Origin of the sequence: Corynebacterium sp. HMSC072A02 (genome assembly GCF_001810085.1) — a bacterium.
Lineage (GTDB): Bacteria > Actinomycetota > Actinomycetes > Mycobacteriales > Mycobacteriaceae > Corynebacterium > Corynebacterium hesseae.
This window is the reverse complement of the sequence record NZ_KV799843.1, coordinates 14,769-35,807: the sequence shown is the minus strand read 5'-3', so window position 1 is coordinate 35,807 and position 21,039 is coordinate 14,769. Positions and strand designations below refer to the sequence as shown.

General features: G+C 58.3%; 20 protein-coding genes. 8 read left to right on the top strand and 12 right to left on the bottom strand.

What is annotated here, in order from left to right; all coding sequences use genetic code 11:
• Positions 1–39: 39 nt before the first annotated feature.
• The 3 genes from HMPREF2698_RS04965 to HMPREF2698_RS04955 all read left to right on the top strand — a co-directional run bounded on the left by HMPREF2698_RS04965 (position 40) and on the right by HMPREF2698_RS04955 (position 3,800).
• Positions 40–1,440, top strand: a complete 1,401-nt coding sequence (locus tag HMPREF2698_RS04965) for a class II fumarate hydratase (protein ID WP_070562562.1) — start codon at positions 40–42, stop codon at positions 1,438–1,440.
• Between the two features lie 180 nt (positions 1,441–1,620).
• On the top strand, positions 1,621–2,232 hold the full coding sequence (locus tag HMPREF2698_RS04960; RefSeq protein WP_185963397.1) for a TetR/AcrR family transcriptional regulator: 612 nt from the start codon (positions 1,621–1,623) through the stop codon (positions 2,230–2,232).
• Positions 2,226–3,800 (top strand): MDR family MFS transporter, encoded by a 1,575-nt coding sequence (locus HMPREF2698_RS04955; protein WP_070562557.1) that lies wholly within the window; start codon positions 2,226–2,228, stop codon positions 3,798–3,800. Before HMPREF2698_RS04960 ends, HMPREF2698_RS04955 begins: the two co-directional genes overlap by 7 nt.
• Positions 3,801–3,950: 150 nt before the next feature.
• Here the strand turns inward: HMPREF2698_RS04955 and HMPREF2698_RS04950 are convergent, their stop codons facing one another.
• The 5 genes from HMPREF2698_RS04950 to HMPREF2698_RS04930 all read right to left on the bottom strand — a co-directional run bounded on the left by HMPREF2698_RS04950 (position 3,951) and on the right by HMPREF2698_RS04930 (position 9,037).
• Complete coding sequence (locus HMPREF2698_RS04950; protein WP_070562554.1) at positions 3,951–5,087, bottom strand: hypothetical protein; 1,137 nt, start codon at positions 5,085–5,087, stop codon at positions 3,951–3,953.
• Between the two features lie 82 nt (positions 5,088–5,169).
• Positions 5,170–5,745, bottom strand: a complete 576-nt coding sequence (locus HMPREF2698_RS04945; protein ID WP_070523963.1) for a GNAT family N-acetyltransferase — start codon at positions 5,743–5,745, stop codon at positions 5,170–5,172.
• A gap of 71 nt (positions 5,746–5,816) precedes the next feature.
• Complete coding sequence (locus tag HMPREF2698_RS04940) at positions 5,817–7,175, bottom strand: PhoH family protein (protein ID WP_070562551.1); 1,359 nt, start codon at positions 7,173–7,175, stop codon at positions 5,817–5,819.
• Positions 7,176–7,545: 370 nt separating this feature from the next.
• Entirely contained in the window at positions 7,546–8,208 is a 663-nt protein-coding gene (locus tag HMPREF2698_RS04935) for an LGFP repeat-containing protein (RefSeq protein WP_070523959.1), read from the bottom strand.
• A gap of 127 nt (positions 8,209–8,335) precedes the next feature.
• Positions 8,336–9,037, bottom strand: a complete 702-nt coding sequence (locus tag HMPREF2698_RS04930) for a LysR family transcriptional regulator substrate-binding protein (protein WP_070562548.1) — start codon at positions 9,035–9,037, stop codon at positions 8,336–8,338.
• A 98-nt stretch (positions 9,038–9,135) separates the two neighbouring features.
• Between HMPREF2698_RS04930 and HMPREF2698_RS04925 the strand changes: the two genes are divergently transcribed.
• A complete protein-coding gene (locus HMPREF2698_RS04925) occupies positions 9,136–9,456 on the top strand; it encodes a DUF5997 family protein (RefSeq protein WP_083303792.1) in 321 nt (106 codons plus the stop codon).
• Here the strand turns inward: HMPREF2698_RS04925 and glyA are convergent.
• Entirely contained in the window at positions 9,453–10,754 is a 1,302-nt protein-coding gene (gene glyA, locus HMPREF2698_RS04920) for a serine hydroxymethyltransferase (protein WP_070523952.1), read from the bottom strand. The genes HMPREF2698_RS04925 and glyA overlap by 4 nt on opposite strands.
• Positions 10,755–10,949: 195 nt before the next feature.
• On the opposite strand from glyA, the gene coaA reads away from it, so the two are divergent.
• Positions 10,950–11,876: a type I pantothenate kinase gene (gene coaA, locus HMPREF2698_RS04915; protein ID WP_070523949.1), complete on the top strand. Its 927-nt coding sequence runs from the start codon at positions 10,950–10,952 to the stop codon at positions 11,874–11,876.
• A gap of 14 nt (positions 11,877–11,890) precedes the next feature.
• Here the strand turns inward: coaA and HMPREF2698_RS04910 are convergent, their stop codons facing one another.
• Genes HMPREF2698_RS04910 through mca form a run of 3 tightly spaced genes read right to left on the bottom strand, consistent with a single transcriptional unit; the run spans position 11,891 to position 13,869 of the window.
• A complete protein-coding gene (locus HMPREF2698_RS04910; protein ID WP_070523948.1) occupies positions 11,891–12,661 on the bottom strand; it encodes an isoprenyl transferase in 771 nt (256 codons plus the stop codon).
• Between the two features lie 20 nt (positions 12,662–12,681).
• Entirely contained in the window at positions 12,682–12,975 is a 294-nt protein-coding gene (locus tag HMPREF2698_RS04905) for a hypothetical protein (protein WP_070523946.1), read from the bottom strand.
• 3 nt (positions 12,976–12,978) lie between these two features.
• Positions 12,979–13,869 carry a mycothiol conjugate amidase Mca gene (mca, locus tag HMPREF2698_RS04900; protein WP_070524017.1) on the bottom strand — a complete coding sequence of 297 codons (891 nt, stop codon included), beginning with the start codon at positions 13,867–13,869 and terminating at the stop codon, positions 12,979–12,981.
• A 117-nt stretch (positions 13,870–13,986) separates the two neighbouring features.
• Here mca and HMPREF2698_RS04895 point away from each other — a divergent pair, with 117 nt between their 5' ends.
• The 3 genes from HMPREF2698_RS04895 (at position 13,987) to HMPREF2698_RS04885 (ending at position 15,426) form a co-directional block, all read left to right on the top strand.
• On the top strand, positions 13,987–14,478 hold the full coding sequence (locus tag HMPREF2698_RS04895) for a DUF4307 domain-containing protein (protein ID WP_070523944.1): 492 nt from the start codon (positions 13,987–13,989) through the stop codon (positions 14,476–14,478).
• A gap of 117 nt (positions 14,479–14,595) precedes the next feature.
• On the top strand, positions 14,596–15,117 hold the full coding sequence (gene greA / locus HMPREF2698_RS04890) for a transcription elongation factor GreA (protein WP_010187368.1): 522 nt from the start codon (positions 14,596–14,598) through the stop codon (positions 15,115–15,117).
• A gap of 48 nt (positions 15,118–15,165) precedes the next feature.
• On the top strand, positions 15,166–15,426 hold the full coding sequence (locus HMPREF2698_RS04885) for a hypothetical protein (protein ID WP_070523942.1): 261 nt from the start codon (positions 15,166–15,168) through the stop codon (positions 15,424–15,426).
• An 80-nt stretch (positions 15,427–15,506) separates the two neighbouring features.
• On the opposite strand, the gene HMPREF2698_RS04880 is transcribed toward HMPREF2698_RS04885, so the two are convergent.
• The 3 genes from HMPREF2698_RS04880 to HMPREF2698_RS04875 form a co-directional block, all read right to left on the bottom strand.
• The gene (locus HMPREF2698_RS04880) at positions 15,507–17,012 is read right to left on the bottom strand and encodes a hypothetical protein (protein ID WP_070524015.1); all 1,506 of its coding nucleotides are present in this window, start codon (positions 17,010–17,012) and stop codon (positions 15,507–15,509) included.
• Positions 17,013–17,359: 347 nt separating this feature from the next.
• On the bottom strand, positions 17,360–18,031 hold the full coding sequence (locus HMPREF2698_RS13220) for a hypothetical protein (RefSeq protein ID WP_141746443.1): 672 nt from the start codon (positions 18,029–18,031) through the stop codon (positions 17,360–17,362).
• 1,342 nt (positions 18,032–19,373) lie between these two features.
• On the bottom strand, positions 19,374–20,177 hold the full coding sequence (locus HMPREF2698_RS04875; protein WP_070520914.1) for a Bax inhibitor-1/YccA family protein: 804 nt from the start codon (positions 20,175–20,177) through the stop codon (positions 19,374–19,376).
• Positions 20,178–21,039 lie beyond the last annotated feature (862 nt).

Here is a 21,039-nt window from a genome sequence, read left to right as displayed (position 1 = left end):
AGAACTCTACAATTCTCATCTCACAGAAAAGGTGACTTCATGACTGAATACCGCATCGAACACGACACTATGGGCGAAGTCAAGGTTCCGGTCGACGCCCTGTGGCGTGCCCAAACCCAGCGCGCTGTGGAAAACTTCCCCATTTCTGGCCGTGGCCTTGAAGCTGCCCAGATCCGCGCACTCGGTCTTCTCAAGGCCGCCTGCGCTCAGGTGAATAAGGATTCCGGCAAGCTGGATGCGGAGAAGGCCGACGCTATCATTGCGGCAGCCACCGAGATTGCAGAAGGCAAGCACAACGATGCCTTCCCGATCGATGTCTTCCAGACCGGCTCCGGTACCTCTTCCAACATGAACACGAACGAGGTCATCGCTTCCATCGCCCACAACAATGGCGTAGAGATTCACCCGAATGACCACGTGAACATGGGCCAGTCCTCCAACGACACCTTCCCCACCGCAACCCATGTTGCGGCGACCGAGGCTGCCGTCAACGACCTCATCCCGGGCCTCAAGGTCCTCCACGAATCCCTCGTGGCTAAGGCCAAGGAATTCGCCGACGTGGTCAAGTCCGGACGCACCCACCTGATGGACGCCACCCCGATCACCCTGGGCCAGGAGTTTGGCGGCTACGCTCGCCAGATCGAGCTCGGCATTGAGCGCATTGAGGCAACCTTGCCGCGCTTGGGCGAGCTGGCCATCGGCGGCACCGCAACCGGTACCGGCCTGAACACTTCCGCTGACTTCGGTGGCAAGGTTACCGAGGAGCTCAAGAAGCTCACCGGCGTCAAGGAGCTGTCTGAGGCTAAGAACCACTTTGAGGCCCAGGCCGCTCGCGACGCCTTGGTGGAATTCTCCGGCGCTATGCGCACCGTGGCTATCTCCCTCAACAAGATTGCCAACGACATCCGCCTCATGGGCTCCGGCCCGTTGACCGGTTTGTCCGAGATCCACTTGAAGGACCTGCAACCGGGCTCCTCCATCATGCCGGGCAAGGTCAACCCGGTTCTGTGTGAGGCCGCCACCATGGTCGCTGGCCAGGTTATCGGTAACGATGCAGCCGTTGCCTTCGGCGGCTCCAACGGCCACTTCGAGCTCAATGTCTACATCCCGATGATGGCTCGCAACGTTCTCGAGTCGGCCCGTCTGCTGGCCAACGTCTCCCGCGTTTTCGCTGAGAAGTGCGTTGACGGCATCGAGGCCAACGAGGAGCGCATGAAGAAGTTTGCGGAGTCCTCCACCTCCATCGTGACCCCGCTGAACTCCAAGATTGGCTACGAGAACGCAGCCAAGGCAGCTAAGCACGCACTGCACGAGAAGATCACTGTCCGCGAGGCAGTCATCGACCTCGGCTTCGTCGACGGAGAGAACCTCACTGAGGAGGAGCTCGATGAGCGCCTCAACGTTCTCACCATGACCAACCGCGACCGCGACAACTTCTAAGCTCGCTTTCGCGAACGCCGCCGCTCTCCTTCGGGAGGGCGGCCTTCGTCGTTTTCAACGCCCACGCTCAGCGTCATAGTAACCACCGTCATATTTTTAGATCTCCCTTTCAAAAATCACTCGAATTGCACTTGGTGCAAATTTGCACTGGGTGTACTGTTGCACTCTGTGCAAGAAGAAATGTCATTACGCGAGCAGAAGCGCCTCAAGACGCGCCTGCGAATCGAAGACGCCGCCACCCGTCTCGTGGATGAGCGTGGATTCGCCGACGTTACCGTCGAGGAAATCTGCGACGCAGCGGGGATTTCTCGGCGCACCTTTTTTAATTATTTTGATTCCAAAGACACTGCTGTGCTCGGTGCGCCGAGTCACGACTTCACAGAGGAACAGAAGAAGGCTTTCCTTAGCGCCCCTACGGATAGCGTTTTCAGGCTGGCGGTCGACCTAGTTAAAGGACACCTCGTTGGCCAGCATGTCAACGAGGTCATCGCTGAACGTCGCCGTCGGATCTCTGGGGACAGCGATGCCGCGGCGGCGGCACTCAGCCGTAAGCGGGCCAAGTCGAACGAGATCCTGGGGCTCATCACCGAGCGCCTTGACCAGGATCCCTCCTTGCGGCAGATGCCCGAGGTCACGGCTGAGACTGAGGCGATACTCATTGCCTTTGCTATCAGGGAAGCATTCTGGATAGCCACTGCGTCGCCAGATTTCAGCTGCGACATCCCCTTTGAGGCACGCTTCGAATCTGCGCTCACACTCATTAATAAATTTTCGAAAGGACTGACATGGTAGATACCGCGGCTAAGCCGGCCTCTCAGGCCGGCAGCGGCAAGCCGGATAACAACCTTGCCCTCGTATTCTCCGCCCTCGTGCTCACCATGCTGATGAGCTCTTTGGGCCAGATGATTTTTGCCACCGCTCTACCCACCATCGTCGGCGAGCTCGGCGGCGTGGACCACATGAGCTGGGTCATCTCCGCCTTCTTGGTCATGATGACAATCGCCATGCCTATCTCCGGCAAGCTCGGTGACATGATGGGCCGCAAGTGGCTCTACATTGGCGGCATCGGCGTCTTCGTCATCGGCTCCACGCTCGGCGGCTTCGCTGATTCGATGAACCTGCTCATCATTGGCCGCGCCGTGCAGGGTTTCGGCGCTGGTTTCATGATGATTTCCTCCCAATCCATCATCGCGGAGGTCACCACCTCCCGTGAGCGCGGCAAGTTCATGGGCATCATGGGCGGCGTCTTTGGACTCTCCTCCGTCCTCGGCCCAGTCCTCGGTGGCTGGTTCACTGACGGCCCGGGCTGGCGCTGGGGCATGTGGATGAACATCCCGCTGGGTCTGCTCGCTATCATCGTATGCACCCTGGTCCTCCACCTACGCGTCGGCGATACCGACCTGCGCAAGTTTGACCTCCTCGGCGCCATCTTCATCTCCATCACCACCGCCTCCCTGATCCTTATGACGACCTGGGGCGGAACCCAATACGAGTGGTCCGACCCGATCATCCTCGGCCTTGGTGTCACCGTCATCATCGGCGCCATCATTACTGTCTTTGTGGAATCCAAGGCTAAGGAGCCGCTCATCCCGGTACAGCTGTTCAAGAACCGCAACATGGTTCTCACGACCGCAGCCGGCATGGTGCTGGGCCTGGCGATGTTCGGAGTGCTGGGCTACATGCCAACCTACCTGCAGATGGTTCACACTTTGACCCCGACCAAGGCGGGTCTCATGATGATCCCGATGATGGTCGGCATGATCGGAACCTCCACAGCCGTCGGTTTCATCATCGCCCGCACCGGTCACTACAAGCGCTACCCCATCATCGGCCTAGCAATCACTGCTGGCGCGCTGTTCTGGATGTCCAAGCTGACTGCAGACACCTCTCTGACCCAGCTCGGTGCAGAATTCCTCGTCTTCGGCATCGGCCTTGGCTTCGTCATGCAGGTTCTGGTCCTCATTGTCCAGAACTCCTTCCCCATCGCCCTCGTCGGAACCGCGACTGCCGCAAATAACTTCTTCCGTCAGATCGGTTCCGCCATCGGCGCGTCCCTCGTCGGCTCCCTCTTCATCCACAACATGAAGGATGAAATGGCCGCCAACATGCCCGCTGCCATCAAGTCCATGGGTGAGGCAGGCAAGCCCTTCGCGGAGAAGTTTGCCAGCGCCAATGGTGGTTCCTCCAGCCTTACCCCGGCGCTGGTTGCTCAGCTGCCGGACCCCATCAAGGACGTTATCCTCAACGCTTACAACGACGGCCTAACCCCCGTCATCCTGCTGATGGTTCCTATGGCCATCATCGCGCTCCTCCTCATCCTCCCCGTCCGCGAGGAGCACCTCAAGGAGACGATTGATTAGAAGCCACTGCTTCGAGACAAGCTGGCGCTTGACGACGAGCAACGGTGGTCTGGGAGCTGGGATGTCCCCTCGGCGTAGAAACCGGGTGAAGTAAGAACGAATCCTCGCTACGAGCATTCACGTAGCGAGGATTTCTTATTGTCACGATGCTTAGCGCAAGATTCCCAACTGGCGTGCTACCTGGGCAGCCACGCCGATGAGCGCGAGCACGCCGGCGAGGATGCCCACGATGGCACCAATGTTCGTGCCGCCGGAGCTCAAGTCCCCGCCGAGGGACTTCTTGGTCACCTTCACGGTCTTGGTGATCTGGTTATCCGAGACCTTTGCCTGGCCATTGCGCAGAACATAGGTGTTAAAGGTGACGGTCGCGGTGCCCTCAGACTTTGCTGTGTAGGTTCCGTCCTCGTTGACTTCAAGGACCTCTGGGTCGCTACTGCTGGGCGCCGCCACCGGAACCCCCAGCTTCGCTCCCCAGAATCCATCGATGCGCAAACCCAGGCTTCCTTGGCTTCCGACCGAGGTGCCTCCCGTGGCCATCAGTTCAGCACGGTTTATAGCGCTTTCCGGCACGGCGATGGGGAATGCATGGCGACCGGCCGCCAACCGCGCCGGTTCGGACGGCTTATCATCGGCCGAATAGAGACCAGCTGTCACTTCTCCGATTTGAGCCTGCGCAAACTTCACGTATTCAGGATTAAGAATCGTGTACAGGTGGCCATTATTTGTTGACCATTGGCCGTTCTCTCGGACAAGGTAGTCCCACTCGCTGGGACCGCCGCTTCTGCTTGTAGACCACGATTCAACGGCATGTTCCATGTCCGTCGTGGTCAGGTTGTCCAACGTATTGTAATTGTCCAGGATTTCAGGAGTACGTGTGCCAACTGCGCGGCGATGATCAAACAAGAAGTTTCCCTCAGCAGCACGCTGCAAAACCGCGTGCTCGAGACCGCGATCCCAGGAGATTGAATTCACATATGCGTCGCGGGTGCGGTAGCCAGCGGCACTAGCGGCCTGCTGCAGGGTTCCGCCGTTGAAGGGCAGATTGGCGTCCCAGGCTTTGCCGCGCAACTCGCGAACTTGGCGGGTCACCAGGTCGATGTCGGACTGCATCACTGGCTCGGCAAAGACATAGGCCAGAGCGCCGTTAGGCTGATTAACGTCGAGCTCGGCCACGGGAACGGAACCAGCCGACGGATAGGTTGCTGCCGTGGCAACAGGTGCGGAAAAAGCACCCGCCGACACGGCTACGGCTGTAGTAAGGGCAAGGACAGAAGTGCGCAAGGACATGCTTCACCTTCTAAGCGAGGGGAAATGAGAACAGCTTTAATTCTATCCCCACTCATGCCCTTCCATTAGAAAAGCAGGATAATTACTTTCTCTTCTGGTTGGCTGCTGCCTTCTTCTCCTCGGGCTTCGGCAGAAGAAGCTCGTACACGTCCGTATCACGCCACTGGCCGGCGAGCTCACCGTAGGTCATCTTTGCCATGTGGGAGTACGTGCCTACCTTGACGAAGCCGCGGGACTTGTGGAGGCCGGCGGAACCTTCGTTCTCCGGGAAGATCCACGAGTGGATAGCCCACTTATGCAGGTCGCGGCAGACCTCGATGAGCTGATCCAGCAAAGCGCCACCGATGCCCCTTCCCTGGGCTTCCTTGCTCAGGTAGATGGAATCCTCGACGACGCCGTGGAACACGGTGCGGGTAGACGCCTGCGCGGCGCACACCCAACCGAGAACCTTTGAATCATCCTCCGCCTCAACAGCGACGAAGACTGACGCCATGATTTTGACGTTTTTGAACTCTTCAAAGGTCAACGAGCGGGTCTCGTAGGTAGCGTGGCCAGTGTTGAGGCCCTGCTCATAGATTTCTCGCATCTGCGGATAGTCCGCCGCGTTGAAGGGACGGATGCGGAAATCCTTCTTCTTGTCTTTCGCGTTGTCGCTCATGGAACAATTATTACTGAGCACACGGCGCTCATGCCAAGCTGAAGGCAGGGAGATCGCCACGCGCGAACGCGTTAGCTTTCGCCTTCCAGCAGATCGGTGACCAGCTCTGCAATGGCAGAGCGCTCAGAGCGTTGCAGCGTGACGTGTGCAAAGAGCTCACGCCCTTTAAGTTTTTCAATGACTGCCTGCACGCCGTCGTGGCGGCCAACGCGCAAGTTATCGCGCTGGGCAACATCATGCGTCAGTACAACTCGGGAGCCACGCCCCAAGCGCGACAAAACAGTCAACAGCACATTGCGCTCAAGCGATTGGGCCTCATCAACGATGACGAAAGAATCATGCAGGCTGCGGCCGCGAATATGGGTCAACGGGAGAACCTCCAGCAATCCGCGGTCCTGGACTTCGTCCATGACGTTTTCGGATACCAGACCTTCCAGAGTGTCATAGACGGCCTGCGCCCATGGATTCATCTTCTCGCTTTCAGAGCCCGGCAGATATCCCAGGGACTGCCCGCCCACCGCATACATGGGGCGAAACACCACGATGCGACGGTGTTCGCCGCGCTCCAGCACTGCCTCCAAGCCAGCACACAACGCCAGCGCGGACTTACCAGTGCCCGCCCTGCCTCCGATGGACATGATTCCAACAGAGGGATCCAAGAGAAGGTCCAGGGCAACGCGCTGCTCAGCAGAGCGGCCTTGCAGGCCAAAGACATTCGCATCGCCGCGCACCAAGCGAACGGTGCCCTCAGCCGTCATCCGGCCCAGAGCGGACTGCCCGCCCGCCTGCAGCGTAATGCCACAGTGCACCGGCAGGTCCTCGACGCGGGTGCCGGCGGTGGTCACGGATCCGTCGATAAGCACCTCGCCCTCCCCGTAGAGCTCATCGATGACCTCAGCGCTGGTGGGCACCGTAGCCATGCCGGTGTAACCGGTGAGCACGACGTCCTGCGCATGGTATTCATCCGCCTGCAGGCCTACAGCACCAGCCTTGACACGCAATGGGACGTCCTTAGTCACCAGGACGGTGTCCTTGCCCTCATGCTGGAGATTCAGCGCGCAGGCCAGAATCCGGTGATCTCCCTCCGGCCCGCGAAAGGCCGCTGGCAACAAGGATTGATCCTGGTGGTTGAGTTCCACGCGCAAAGTCCCGCCCGCTGCATTTACGGGCAGGGGCTGGTCCAACGCCTCATAGGTAGCGCGAAGGTCCTCCAAAAAGCGAAGAGCTTGGCGGGCGAACCAGCCAAGCTCCGGGTGATGACGTTTTCCTTCCAACTCAGAAATAACGACGATGGGCAGTACCACATCGTGTTCAGCGAACTTACGCAACGCCCAGGGATCTGAGAGAAGGACGGACGTATCGATGACATAGGTCTTGGTCAAAACAGAGGCCTCATGCGGCTGCTCGGTGAGGACGGAAGGATCGGTCATAGCGGCAGGGTTCTCCCTTGTTATGCCCGCCCCAACTCATCGACCTGGGACGGCATGGTGAAGCTGGTGGTTTTCGAACTGTCCGGAGCCTGTTCTTAGCTTCCGGACACCGTCCACGCTAGAGAGCAAAGGTTGAAATTACATGGGTGCAAGATGAACAGTATTAAAACGACAATCACCAGCGTCACACCATTCCCATCAGGCTCTACGAGCCTGTCGTCTCTCCCCCACTCCCCCAACACTGCAGCTACATTCTTCGGCCCTGCACTTTCACGCGTTGACCGTGAAAAACGAAGAAGCTCCGCACCGTGTTATCAGTGCGGAGCTTTGTCGCTTTAGCTCACAAGGCAGCGAGCCGTTTTATGAGCGCTTAGTTGATGGTGGCCTCGTACTCACCGGACTCACCCTGCATCCAGGAGATGGTGCCATTGGTGAACTCCTGTACCCAGCCGTTGCCCTCGGCCTGCTCCGGGCCAGTCGGCAGGCCAACCTTGCTCTCTAGGCCGCCTTCCTCGGTCCAGGTCTCTGCGATCTTGCCGATGATCGGCTGGGTGCCGTCACCCTCACCGAATGCCAGCAGCTTGTCCTTGGCAAAGGTAGCAACGCTTCCCTTGTCGGTGTTTTCAATGGATTCCGGATCGCCCCACTCAGCAGCCTTCTCCTTGATGGCCTGAGCGAAATCAGAAGGAACCTCTACGTCACCATTGGCGGTGGACACGCTCTCCTTGTCGCCCTCAGCGCCGGAACCATCCTTCGACTCGGCGGAGTCCGACTCAGAAGAATCGGCACCTTCGCTGCCTTCGGCTCCCTCAGAGCCCTCGGCCTCGGAAGAATCGGCGGACTCGGAGTCCTTCATGGAATCCTTTGCGTCCTTAGCGGCAGAACCGGCAGCATCGGTAGCGTCGGACGCAGCGGACTGAGCAGCGTCGCCAGCATCCTTAGCGGCATCCTCAGCATCGGAACAAGCAACGACACCCAGGGACAGGGTGGCGGCGGCGATACCTGCGGCGAAACGACGAGTCATCTTCTTCATATTCTTAAGCCTTTCTGTCTAGTTGAGCACTGTTCTAAGTACTTTTGTTGAGAACGATGCCCACCGTAGGCATGGCCAGCACTTCCTGCCACCACAGAACCTATGATTTGACAACAAAGACGTTGCTTTATCTCCGTTTCCGCTGTTGAGAACCCCTATATCTTTTTGATAACGGTTTGGAAGCCGAGCCTCTTTGAGGCTTTTCTTGGGACTTTCTGCGCGCTTGCTTAGCTTTTGCTTTGTCGCGTGCGCTGCGTTTCGGAGCGGCATTGCGGGATGAATTCCGCGTCCTTCCCTTTGCGACCCCGACGAAGTCTTGGATCTCATCGCCGTCATCAGCCCGGCGCCACACCAGTGCAATCACTGTGCGAGCCACAGTGGGGTCCTCCAAGCCCAGTGCCACGACCTGCTTCTTGCTCAGCACCTTCAACAAAGGCCGCGGCGCGATGGCTACGCCCACGTTGGCTGCCACGACCTGCAAAGCGGTGCGCAGCGCCGGAACATCGACGCTGCCGTCCTGCGCAATCCGGTAATTCACTATTTCTTCGGCAACATCCTCCTGCGTGACGTCCTCCCCAACCTCCGCGTAGACAGAATCTTTCGGAACGGCGATGCCGGGTGCTTCCTCGTAGAGCTGGACGACGTGGAAGCTGTCATCAACCCGCGAATCCGGCAAGCGGGTCAGCGCTAGATCTGCCTCATGAGCAAGAAGAACGTCCATCGCGTCATCGGCGTCGACGGTTACCAGGGACTCTGGTGGATGTGAATCACGGTAGCGACGAAACCATTTGCCGGGTTCTGTGCCAGTGGAAAAGACAAGGCGGAGCATGCACCTCATACTACGGTGCTGCTAGCGTTGTGAGCGTGACTGATACCCCGAATAGTGAAACCCCAGCCAACGAAACCCAGCAGCCTTCCGGCACCGCCATGCGTGCGCAAACCGCAGCGAAGAAGTTGGGCATCTACCTGCCGGCCGCCCCGGAGGAGTTTCAAGCCAACGCGGTAACCCATGCGCAGCTGCGCGACTTACAGGAGAACCCGCCGGAGTGGCTCGCTACCCTACGCCGCGAGGGCCCGCACCCGCGCCCGGTCGTGGCACAAAAGCTGGGAATCTCCGTGACCTCGCTGAAGAAGAACGAGATGGACCGCCCTCTCACCACCGCGGAAATTAAAGAGCTCCTCAGCGCGATGCCCGAGTGGCTCGAAGCCGCCCGGAAAGCCCACGCTGAAGAGCGCAAGGAAGCTTAGACCAGCTTCCAGTCCTCAAGGCCGTCGTAGAGCGGGAAGTCCGCGGCGACCTTCTCAACGCGGGCGCGCAGCTTGGCGACGTCCGCGTTCTTACCGTTTGCCAGTGCAGTACCGATAACGTCGGCAACCTCGGTGAAGGCCGCCGTGTCGAGGCCGCGGGTAGCCAGGGCCGGGGTACCAATGCGTAGGCCGGAGGTGACCATCGGCGGGCGCGGATCGTTCGGCACCGCATTGCGGTTCACGGTGATGCCAACCTCGTGGAGGAGGTCCTCCGCCTGCTGGCCATCGAGCTCGGAGTTGCGCAGGTCCGCTAGGACAAGATGCACGTCGGTGCCGCCAGTGAGGACGTCGACGCCCGCCTTGGTGCAATCCTCGGCAGTCAGACGCTCAGCCAGAATGCGAGCACCTTCCAGGGTTCGCTCCTGGCGCTCCTTGAATTCCTCGGTGGCCGCGATCTTCAGCGCGATAGCCTTCGCCGCGATGACGTGCATGAGCGGCCCGCCCTGCTGCCCCGGGAAGACGTTGGAGTTGATCTTCTTGGCAAAATCCTGCTTGGCCAGGATGAGACCGGAACGAGGGCCGCCCAGCGTCTTGTGCACGGTGGAAGACACGACATCGGAGTGCGGCACCGGGGAGGGGTGCAGCCCAGCTGCCACGAGGCCCGCGAAGTGCGCCATATCCGTCCACAGGTACGCACCGACCTCATCTGCGATGGAGCGGAAAGCCTCGAAATCAATGGTGCGCGGGTAAGCGGACCAACCAGCGATGATCACCTGGGGCTTTTCTGCCAGCGCCTGCTCGCGCACCTTATCCATGTCAAGGCGCATGGTCTCCGGGTCAACCTCGTACGCGGCAACGTCGTAAAGCTTGCCGGAGAAGTTCAGCTTCATGCCGTGGGTCAGGTGCCCACCATGAGCCAAGGACAGGCCCATGATCTTGTCACCCGGCTGGATCAGCGACGCCAGCACAGCAGCATTGGCCTGGGCGCCGGAGTGGGGCTGGACGTTGGCAAAATCAGCGCCGAAAAGCGCCTTGGCACGATCACGAGCCAGATCTTCTACGATGTCAACGTGCTCGCAGCCGCCGTAATAGCGGCGCCCCGGGTAGCCCTCGGCATACTTGTTGGTCAGAACAGAGCCCTGCGCCTGCAGAACCGCGCGGGGGACGAAGTTTTCCGACGCGATCATCTCGAGGGTATCGCGCTGACGAGCAATCTCACCGTTAATAGCAGCAAAGACCTCGGGGTCGAGATCGCGCATCTCCTGGTAGCGCACGTCTGAATTGTTCGTAGTGGTCATGAAAGCGTGATGTCCCTTCGTAGAGGTGGTCAATGAAGCCCGCGGCGCCCGCCCGCGGCACGACACCACCGGCTCTGCAATCGCGGAAGCTAGTTCTACATCCTAACGCCCGCATCCCCCGCGTGGGGGCCTCCTCGAATCTTTTCATTCGGGGCGATTGCCACAGGCGCTCTGTTGAGTGGAACAATAGTCGGCATGGCGCGAATGACCGATGCGAGCCCGTACCTCGATTTTGACCGCGATACGTGGCGTGCCCTGCGTAAATCCATGCCACAGGTGCTAACGGCGACCGAGGTGGAAAAACTTCGTGGCATCGGTGACCGCATCGACCTCACTGAGGTGGCTGAGGTCTATCTGCCGTTATCCCGTCTTATTCACATGCAGGTTGAGGCCCGCCAAAAACTCACCACCGCTACCGAGGCATTCTTAGGAAACCCACCCACGCACGTTCCTTTCGTCATCGGCGTTGCCGGCTCCGTCGCGGTGGGCAAGTCAACGACCGCGCGCTTGCTCCAAGTTCTTCTACAGCGCTGGGATTCCCACCCGAAGGTTGATCTGGTCACCACCGACGGGTTCCTCTACCCCACCGCGTATCTTAAAGAGCACGGGCTTATGCAGCGCAAGGGCTACCCGGAGTCTTATGACCGTCGCGCGCTCATGCGTTTTGTTACCGACGTTAAGTCCGGCAAGCCGCTGGTAACCGCACCGTTGTACTCGCATGTGTCTTATGACATTGTTCCTGGTGAGTTTCAGGAGGTTCGCCAGCCGGACATCCTCATTTTGGAAGGCCTCAACGTCTTACAAACCGGGCCGACCCTCATGGTTTCGGACCTGTTCGACTTCTCTGTTTACGTGGACGCCCGAGTCGACGACATCGAAAAGTGGTACATTGATCGCTTCCTCAAGCTCCGCCACACTGCCTTCCGCGAACCAGGGGCGCACTTCGCGTCCTTCGCGGACATGACGGACGAGGAGGCCTACGTGCAGGCCCGTGAAATCTGGCAGTCCATCAACCTGCCCAACCTCATCGAGAACATTTTGCCCACCCGGGTACGCGCCTCCCTGGTTCTGTGCAAGGGCTCGCACCACCTGGTTGACCGGGTGAGGATGCGTAAGCTCTAGCCCGATCGCCAGAGCTAGCGGCCGAAGCGGCGCGAGCGCTGTGAATAGTCACGCAAGGCGCGCAGGAAATCCACCCGGCGGAATGCGGGCCAATAGGTATCCGTGAACCAGATCTCCGAGTAAGCGGCCTGCCACAGCAGAAAGCCGGACAGCCTCTGCTCGCCGGAGGTACGAATGACGAGATCGGGGTCAGGCAAACCCTTGGTATAGAGGTTGCCCGTAATGGCCTCCGCCGTCACGTTGTCCGCAATTTCCTCAGCGCTCAACCCCTTGCGGGCTTCGCCACGAATGAAACTCTGCACGGCGTCCACAATCTCCTGGCGCCCACCATAACCGACCGCAATGTTGACGATGACGCCCTGGTGATCCTCCGTAGCCTCAGCCGCGCTTTGCATCTTGGCCGTGACCTGTTCAGGGAGCAGATCTAGGTGCCCAACGAGCCGGATCTGGCAATCCAAGTCCCCTTGGGAGAGGTGCGTGACGACATCCGAGATGATGTCGAAGAGCAGCTGCACCTCCTGCTCGCTGCGCTTCAGGTTCTCCGTCGAGAGCAGGTAGATAGTGACAACCTCGATGTCGGTGCCCTGGCACCAGGAGATCATCTCGCTGATCTTCCGCGCGCCCTGCCGGTGGCCGTGGCTGATATCCGTAAATCCAGCCTCGCGCGCCCAGCGGCGGTTGCCATCAGCCATGATTGCCACGTGGCGTGGTTGCGGCTTGTTCTTGATTTCACGTGTCAGACGCGCTTCGTACAGGGGGTACAGGAGCTGGCTTAGGAACTTCACGGTGGGAATCGTCCTCTACCTTAAAAGATGGACTTCTTGCTGTTATCGAGGATGCCGGCTTCCTTCATTGCTGAATCGATCGCCTCATCATTGAACGGATCGATGCCGTGATCCTGCGCAAACATGGTTCGACGACGGAAGCGCGAATAGCGGCGGTGAAAATTCCAGCCTGCAAAAAGGACAGCAACACCCATCAGTGCGAGGATGAGCAGACCAATAGGCGAAGCCTTACCAAACTCCGGTCCAACCGGCCCGCTTTGGCTTCCTTGGGCGAGCAGGGCGACGTCGTGCGCTGCGAGGTAGAAAGCGTTCATGCTTTAAGACTCCCCTACTTCTGGAATTCCCGCAAATAAATCATCTTCCGGCAGTGCAGTAGAAACGCGAGTTTTGGCCAACTCGAATTCCTCCGTGGGCCAGTGCTCCTGCTGTACGGACACGGGCGTGGCTAGGAAGGCACCGGCTGGATCAATTTGGGTTGCGTGCGCACGGAGCGCATCCTCACGATTCTGGAAGTAATCCGCGCATTCGACCTGTGTGGTTACCCGCGCCATGATGTCTCCGAACGTCGTATCCCAGCGCGCCAGCATCGGCTCATATGGACTGATCTTGCCTTCCTCCAGAAGAAGATCATGGAAGATCTTCATCCTTTGGTATACGAAGCCATGCGTGTAGTACAGCTTCTGCGGCTCCCACGGCTCACCCAATTCTGGGTGGTATGCCGCGTCACCCGCGTTTTCCCACGCCAGCATGGACGCGCGGTACACCATGAGGTGATCCGGGTGCGGATAGCCGCCGTTCTCGTCGTAGGTAATAATGACGTGGGGCCGGAACTCACGGATGATTTCAACCAGCTCTTGGGCTACGTCATCATCTTCCTTAAGCGCAAAGCAGCCCTCAGGTAGTAAGTCCTTGATATTGGGCGCGAGCGGGTTACCAGGAAGGCCCGAATCAATGTGCCCAAGCCAGCGATGTTGCACGCCCAAGGCGGCGGCTGCTTTCGCCATTTCCTCACGGCGAATGCTGCCCATATTCTCAAGGACACCGGGGCGATCCATGGCCGGGTTGATAATATCTCCCCTCTCGCCACCGGTGCAGGTCACGACGAGGACTTCCGCCCCCTCCGCGGCATATTTTGCTGTCGTCGCAGCACCCTTCGAGGACTCATCGTCAGGGTGCGCGTGGATAGCCAAAAGGCGCTTCGTGCTCACTGGGTGATACATCTCCCTACATCGTCCCTACTTCGCCTCATTAATACAGAGGCATTAAACAGAGGCCTAGTCTAGTGGATAGTTTCTTCGCGGCGACTGTTGGATAGAATCAGACTCATGTCTGACGCCCAACCTGCTTCTCAACCCGCACGCTCGCAGTCCCGCTACGGTTCTTCCTCTCAGTCCACTCGCACAAAAGGTTCATGGACCAACCGGGCACTGGTGCTGGTATTCCTGGCTATGTTGATTGCGGCCATTGTCTACGGCGTTCAGTATTTCCGCAGCCAGCAAAAGGTCAACGCAGATATCTCCTACGTCACCCACGAGATTCTGTCTGATGACACAGCGCGCGTGTGGGTAGACATCACCCGCAACCGCGTGGAAGAACCTGCATACTGCATTGTCCAGGCCTTCGACTACTCCAAGGCTGAGGTGGGGCGCCGCGAGGTCGCCGTGCCTGCTGGCGGTGAGTCCGCTCAACGCATCGCGGTGGATATCCCCACCAACCACAGAGCCGTCGCCGGTGGCGCCTACGGTTGCTCCGGAAGCATCCCGTCCTATTTGGACACCAGCACGATGGATACAGCGGGTGAGGCTACCGGCGAGTAAAAGCCCAGCTGTGCTAGTATGTTGAGCGTTCTGAATGGGCCGCGCCACCTGCGCTTTCTGGCCCATCCAATGAGAAGTAGACCCGTTCATTAGGAACCGTAAACGGAAGGTTGCACTATGGCTGAGCAGCAGAAGCAGTACATTACCCCGGAAACCAAGGCCAAGCTCGAGGCCGAGCTGCAGGCCCTCATCGACCACCGCCCGGTCGTCGCCGCGGAGATTAATGAGCGCCGCGAGGAAGGTGACCTCAAGGAGAACGCGGGTTACGACGCAGCCCGTGAGATGCAGGACCAGGAAGAGGCCCGCATCAAGCAGATCTCCGAGGTTCTGGCGAACTCCACCACCGAGCGCACCGCCGTCCAGGAGGGTGTTGCCCACATCGGTTCCGTTGTGCACGTGTACTACAACGGCGACGAGGAGGACCGCGAGACCTTCCTCATCGGTACCCGCGCCGCTGCTTCCGATAACAAGGACTTGGAGACCTACTCCGAGCAGTCCCCGCTGGGCGCTGCACTCCTGGGTGCTGCTGAGGGCGAGACCCGCGAGTACACGGCGCCGAATGGCAAGACCTTGTCGGTCACCGTGGTCTCTGCGGCACCTTATGATTCCGCAAAGGCTGCCACTCCGCGCAAGTCCTAATTTATACTGCTCTTAGGTCATCGTTTTTCCGAGAAAGAGTTTTAACCCATGAAGAAGTTCACTCGTTTCGCTGCCGCTGGTTTGGTTTTCTCCGCTGGCCTCACCCTCGCTGCCTGCCACCCTCCGAACCAACAGGATTCCTCTGAGAAGGTTGACACCGGCGCTTCCTTTGCCGGTGAGGCTCCCGGCGCAGGTGCAGCCGCCCCCTCCGAGGCTGCGGCTGAGTCCGAAGCAGCCACTGAGTCCGAAGCCGTTGCTGCAACCGAGGTTGCTCCGGCTGAATACACCACTGCTCCGGTTCAGCAGTAGGTTCAACGGCAACTGGCAAAGAAGCGGCGTCCCGATAGTTGGGGCGCCGCTTTTAGCTTTCTGGGGTCCGTCGTCTTTTTCTACTTTGCCTCCCGGACCCAATCCCCGATAACCCCTGGCAGTACTGCGGGTGCTTCGCCGAGTAGATCACGGCGGTTGGGGTCGCGTTCTACTTGAGTCGTGACGGACTTGACCCGCCTTTCGCCTTCGCCGCCGCGTGCCATGCCACCCATCATGGGCATCATGCGCATCCCCGCACCGCGGGCACTGCCGACGCCCTGCCTCGCACTACCCGCTCCGCCCGGGGCTCCCAGGACACCACCAGCGCCACCAGCGTTGCCGACGCCCCCGGAACCTCCCGTACTGATGGCACCACCTCCGACGAGGCCGCCTCCGCTTAGCGACGTCCGCCCTTCCCTCTGTTGTCCAGTTCCCGTTACGGCCCCAGGAAGGCCTCCTAATACCGGATGCGTTCCGGTCTGCGGCCCACCGAATGAAGCGCCCGCGCCTCCGAACCCCGCTGCGTTTGTCGTTGGATTCGCCGACATTTCCGGCAAGCGACCGCTGTGGCCTGCCACGCCTCCGGGAAGCTTGTTCCCACGGCCATCAGCAAGACCGATGGCTCCCAATCCCTGGCCTACAGCGCCGCTGCCTAGACCTCCGAGCCCGTTTACACCAGCTGGCATGTTTGCCGCTCCGCTGGTAGCTGCCAACGATCCTGGCGCTCCTCCCCGAACGGGATCAAGGGCGCTCAAGCCTGCGTTGGCAGCCGAGGTATTCACCTCGCCTGCATTGATCGGCGCTAATGCGTCTCCGAAACCAAGCTCGCTGAGGATGCTGCGCCCACGATTGTGTAGCTCATTGTGAAAGCGCGCGATATCGTCAGCCCCCATCCCCACGCTTTCCAGACCTTGGATGTGGCCATCCGCAACGCCAAAGGAGCCTGGGCCCATGGTGCCGTTTTCTATCGCTTCGGCTATTGGCTTCGGCCATGTGACTCCATCGGTGTTGTAGCGATTTCCGTCGCCCATGACTGCCCCAAAGTGGGTACTGGTGTCTCCGCCGCCGCTGGGCGGCGCTGCGTCCATAAGCGCATGCTGATACGGCATAGCGGAAATCACTTGCTGCTGAAGGACGCCCTGCATATAGACCAAGGCTGCTTGTTCAGCGGCTTGACGCGTAGCAGGCTCTGGGATTGCCGCCACCTCAAAGGCCAAGGCAATGGCTTCCGGCTGAACATTCATCAGCTGCGCTTGGAAGCCGAACAGCTTCTGTTGCATGACGCTCGCATTGGCAATGAAGTGTGTACCCGCCTGCGCAACTTCACGAATCTTCTGCGCTGCGCGTGTGGTGGCTTCACTGTCGTTCTCGGCTTCCAAAGACGCGGCCGAGTTTTCAAGACCCGCAACGATTTCTGCGACTTCCCCACTCAAAGCGCCCCACCGCGCATTCGCTTCCGACACATCCCAGAAGCGCGTGCTAAACAGATTCGATGCTAAGCCCATGATGGAAGCACCGGTGTCCACGATCGGGATGGTAAACCCAAACGGGCTGTATCCCGGGTCTGGTTGCGACACGATCGGCATCGATACCGCCCCGCCTCCCCCACCAGCGTCAGCGACATCCAACCCCCGACTCGTAAGCTCATCCTGCGATTCGAAGCTTGCTAGCTCAGTTTTGAGTGTCTCCCCGAGCCAAGAAACCTGTCCCCTAAACCCCTCTAAAGAATTTCGCGCCGACCCCGGATCCGTTGCCAGCACACGCTGGTGGATTGTGCCGACCTCACTTAGGCCGGTGATGGTGGAGAATCCACCATCGAGTGGACTGTGCGCGCCACTCGAGGCATGTTGAAGTCTCTTCCCAAGTTCAGATACACGCGATACTTCTTGCGATAGCGCATTTTGGTTAATGATCATTTCCCGAGCCCCTCTATTTAGACAAGTTCTAAAAGTAAGTTTCTTGATTGTTCACATTTTTCCTTCATTGAAACCTCGGCAGCTAGTTCCGTCCATGCAACTGAAACGACACCACGAATAGTTTCAACGTAAGACGTGCAACTCGTGCCCCTCACAAATGTGTCTTCTACGGTGTAGATATCTTCGTTCACTTCTTCCATAAATGGAAAAGCCTGAGGATAAAGCTCACGAATGCTATCCATTTTCTCATGCTGTGCTCCAAGGGCTACAGCAGCTTCTCTGCCATTACCCAAATCTTTTGAGAAATAGCAAGTTCGGTACCCACTCTCTCTTTCAGGAGTCGAAGTCATCTCTAAGCTCAACTCCGAGAATTTTTCATTGGGTATTTCTGAACAAGGATCAAACACCTGGAATCCAGGCACTGTCCGGTCAAATTCACCGAGCGGCGGAAGTAACCCACCGCCTGCACGAGACTGCTCACTTGGAGCTAAAGACTCTCGCGCCGTCGTGGCGGTGGCATCAGCGACCCCCGAGTCCACTGAGCCACCGCCGGCTTTCATGTCAGGAGAATTGCGAAAGTCCCCCGCGTTACTACCATCGCCACGAACACTGAGGCCGAGCGGTGACGCGCAGTTTGACAGCACCCCGATACAAACCGCCATCATCACAAGGCCCCCGATTCGCTTCATGGTGTCCCTTCAACTAACTTTCCTGACCGTTAGAAGCCCCTCCCTTGAGCTTTAAGCTCCGAGCGACTTCTGCGACCAGAATGCACGAGAAGGAACAAGAAGTCGCGCCAGTGCCAAATTAGTCATTTTCTATATACAAATTTATTGTAACTATTCGACCATTCTAATAGAATCATCCGTCAATAACAGCTGGTCGCAGCCTGTATAGAGCTTGAGTACGCACCGTGAACTACATGTGTCTTGGCTACCGATTATAACCAATTGGGGGTACCCGAATTACAACACTGTCAATTTTCGGGGTGTCGTTTTTCGTCGATTGAGCAAGAATCTTGCCCCTTTGTTGCACGCCCCTTAGAGCATCGCGCCTGTGGGAAACATGAGAAACCCAATCCGCCGGCATGATCACTGCAAGCTCAGAGCTAAGCGCAGAAACAGATGCTTACCGGTGTCGTTGCCGAGCTTCCGACGGACGGCGCCCATTTGCAGCAAGGCCAAGACTCACCCATCCAAGAATTCGAACATTTCACCCACAAGAACCGTACAGCACCCCATCTTTGCAACCATAGCTTCCTCCGCAGTCATCCACGTCACACGACTTTAGGAACTGGCCACCTGTACCGCAATTGGTACGCAAAATGGATATTTGCGAAGGGAAATCCTGTTCTCACTGTTGCAATCTGTATCAACTCGCACCAGTCGATGCCAAGATCCCGCTCGCACCTACCGTGCGCTACGCACCTTCCCCAAAAGACCCGACTTAGGTCATGGGTGGGTGAGCACCGACTCTCTTGAGACTGCTACCTGGTGTTGTTCGGCGGTGGGGCGGGATCGTTCCGCACTAAATCCGCCTAGGTCAGGAAGGCGTCCTGCACAAGGCATCTGGCAGAAGGCATCTTTGAGCCTGAAAACGCCATCTGCTCTGAGTAAAGGGCGTTTTTGGCCGTGAAAACGCCTTATGGCTGATGCCTTTTGTCAGACGCCCTTTGTCAGATGCCTCCAGCACGTCGATGGAGGCACGCCGACGTTGCGCGCTGCAAGGGGAGCAAGGAAGGTAATCCGTTTCGCGAAGAGACATGCAGTTCTCTACAGAAACGGTCGTTGTGTCCCGACTTAGGTCTTGGGTGGGTGCCGCAACGTCACTCTTAACATTGCTACCGGGCGTTTACGGCGGTGGGGTGGGGTTTCCGCACTAAAATGACCTAAGTCGGGCAAGATCCCGCCCGCACCTCACGGGCGCCCCCACTTCAAAAGATGTGCGCCACACGCACAAAGAAACCGGCGGCCAGCAACCACGAGGCTTGTGGTGCCAGCCGCCGGATTCGCAGAAGCGGTATGAGACTACTTAATCCCTGAAGTAGCTCAGCAGACGGAGAATCTCCGTGTACAGCCAGACCAAGGTCACGGCCAAACCAAGAGCGATACCCCAGGCATACTGCGCCGGAGCACCCTGGCGAATCAGGCGGTCTGCCTGGTCGAAGTCTGTCATAAAGGACAAGGACGCCAGAACAATGCAGACGAGGGAGAAGATGATGGAAAGCATGCCACCATCACGCAGCGGATTAAAGCCGAAGAAAATAGCGCCCAACATGTTACCCAGAGCCAACACGGCCACGCCGGCAATGAGGCCGAACATGATCTTGTTGAACTTCGGGGTGACCTTTACCGCACCGGTCTTGTAGACCATCAGCATGCCGATAAAGACGCCTACGGTACCCATGATTGCTTGGCCGATAACTGCCATGCCATCGGAATTGCCGAAAGATACGCCGGCAAACATAAGGGAGAATCCGCCCACAAAGAGGCCCTCAAACACGGCATAAATCAATGTGACGGCTGCAGAACCAAACTTCTTGCCAAACGTTGAGACAAGAACAGTAATGAAACCGCCGAGCGCACCGACCAAGGTAAGAATCATCGCGATGCCTGGGTTAATCAACTCGCCAACAGCAAAGTTGAGCACGGCCATGACGATGATGACGCCAAGAGTAATGCCAGTCTTGGTCACGACATCATCAACAGTCAGCGGCCGATCGGCGCTGCGATTCTCCTGGATAAATGGATTATCGCTCTGACCGTAGGGATTGCCGCCCTGGGTCTGATTTTGGCTGGACGAGAGGGAACTCATGACGGGGTTGCTAGAACGCACGCGAATCCCGATTCCTTTCACAGTCTTTCTCTAAAAAGCGGCCTCTAGGGCCGCCTTGTTTGTCGTTTCATAAAGATCAACGCGCCCCACTGCTAGGAAGTTCCCAAAAATCTCAAAATTCGCAAAATTGTCCACGCGTAACAGGAATGCGTCGACAAGCACTGTGATTGACCAGTACGTGTGGAAATAGTGAGCACTTACGGCTGTCGGTTTTGACATTCACCCCACGCGTACCGGTTGCAAAGGGCTACTATCCATACATCTGGCCATCCCTTCCTTGAAAGAGAGTAATCCGGATGAAGAAGCTTTGTTTTGTACTCACAGCGAGTGCGGTGTTCCTTGGCGGATGTGGCAATGACACTGAGCCCGCGCCCACCCCAACTAGAACCAACATCTCGAGCACCATCGAAAGTCCCTCGATTACTAGCGCCACAAGTGCCTATGAATCCACGAAGCCGTCGACTACATCCGAGGAGTTTCAACCTGAGCCAGTCCGACCTGAAACCGACGCCCCTATGGCCGACGAAGTGCCTGCAGAGCCCACCGTTCTCGAATGTCTTGAGGGGACCCCCGGACCAGCTCGATGGTCTGATGGCACCGTTGCCTACTCCCAGTGGTGCTTCGACACCCTTGGCGGCGAGGAATATCTCGAAGCCGAGCACAGCGCAGGGCTGATAGCGCCAGAACAACAGCAACCAAGACAACCGAGCCCGTGGGTGCAGGGCCAGATTGATTGGGCGAATTGTCTTGAGTCTGGTAAATCCGAAGAACAATGCCGACTAGAACTGAACTAGAAGGCGAATGATAAACACAAACGTGCAGCAAAGAAAACGAGACACCGACCGGAACGGTGTCTCGAGAC

Bases quoted from the DNA above. Each gene is read 5' to 3' on its own strand.
- HMPREF2698_RS04965 (WP_070562562.1), top strand. From the start codon at position 40: ATGACTGAATACCGCATCGAACACGACACTATGGGCGAAGTCAAGGTT.
- HMPREF2698_RS04960 (WP_185963397.1), top strand. From the start codon at position 1,621: ATGTCATTACGCGAGCAGAAGCGCCTCAAGACGCGCCTGCGAATCGAA.
- HMPREF2698_RS04955 (WP_070562557.1), top strand. From the start codon at position 2,226: ATGGTAGATACCGCGGCTAAGCCGGCCTCTCAGGCCGGCAGCGGCAAG.
- HMPREF2698_RS04950 (WP_070562554.1), bottom strand. From the start codon at position 5,087: ATGTCCTTGCGCACTTCTGTCCTTGCCCTTACTACAGCCGTAGCCGTG.
- HMPREF2698_RS04945 (WP_070523963.1), bottom strand. From the start codon at position 5,745: ATGAGCGACAACGCGAAAGACAAGAAGAAGGATTTCCGCATCCGTCCC.
- HMPREF2698_RS04940 (WP_070562551.1), bottom strand. From the start codon at position 7,175: ATGACCGATCCTTCCGTCCTCACCGAGCAGCCGCATGAGGCCTCTGTT.
- HMPREF2698_RS04935 (WP_070523959.1), bottom strand. From the start codon at position 8,208: ATGAAGAAGATGACTCGTCGTTTCGCCGCAGGTATCGCCGCCGCCACC.
- HMPREF2698_RS04930 (WP_070562548.1), bottom strand. From the start codon at position 9,037: ATGCTCCGCCTTGTCTTTTCCACTGGCACAGAACCCGGCAAATGGTTT.
- HMPREF2698_RS04925 (WP_083303792.1), top strand. From the start codon at position 9,136: ATGCGTGCGCAAACCGCAGCGAAGAAGTTGGGCATCTACCTGCCGGCC.
- glyA (WP_070523952.1), bottom strand. From the start codon at position 10,754: ATGACCACTACGAACAATTCAGACGTGCGCTACCAGGAGATGCGCGAT.
- coaA (WP_070523949.1), top strand. From the start codon at position 10,950: ATGGCGCGAATGACCGATGCGAGCCCGTACCTCGATTTTGACCGCGAT.
- HMPREF2698_RS04905 (WP_070523946.1), bottom strand. From the start codon at position 12,975: ATGAACGCTTTCTACCTCGCAGCGCACGACGTCGCCCTGCTCGCCCAA.
- HMPREF2698_RS04895 (WP_070523944.1), top strand. From the start codon at position 13,987: ATGTCTGACGCCCAACCTGCTTCTCAACCCGCACGCTCGCAGTCCCGC.
- greA (WP_010187368.1), top strand. From the start codon at position 14,596: ATGGCTGAGCAGCAGAAGCAGTACATTACCCCGGAAACCAAGGCCAAG.
- HMPREF2698_RS04885 (WP_070523942.1), top strand. From the start codon at position 15,166: ATGAAGAAGTTCACTCGTTTCGCTGCCGCTGGTTTGGTTTTCTCCGCT.
- HMPREF2698_RS04880 (WP_070524015.1), bottom strand. From the start codon at position 17,012: ATGCCGATCGTGTCGCAACCAGACCCGGGATACAGCCCGTTTGGGTTT.
- HMPREF2698_RS13220 (WP_141746443.1), bottom strand. From the start codon at position 18,031: ATGAAGCGAATCGGGGGCCTTGTGATGATGGCGGTTTGTATCGGGGTG.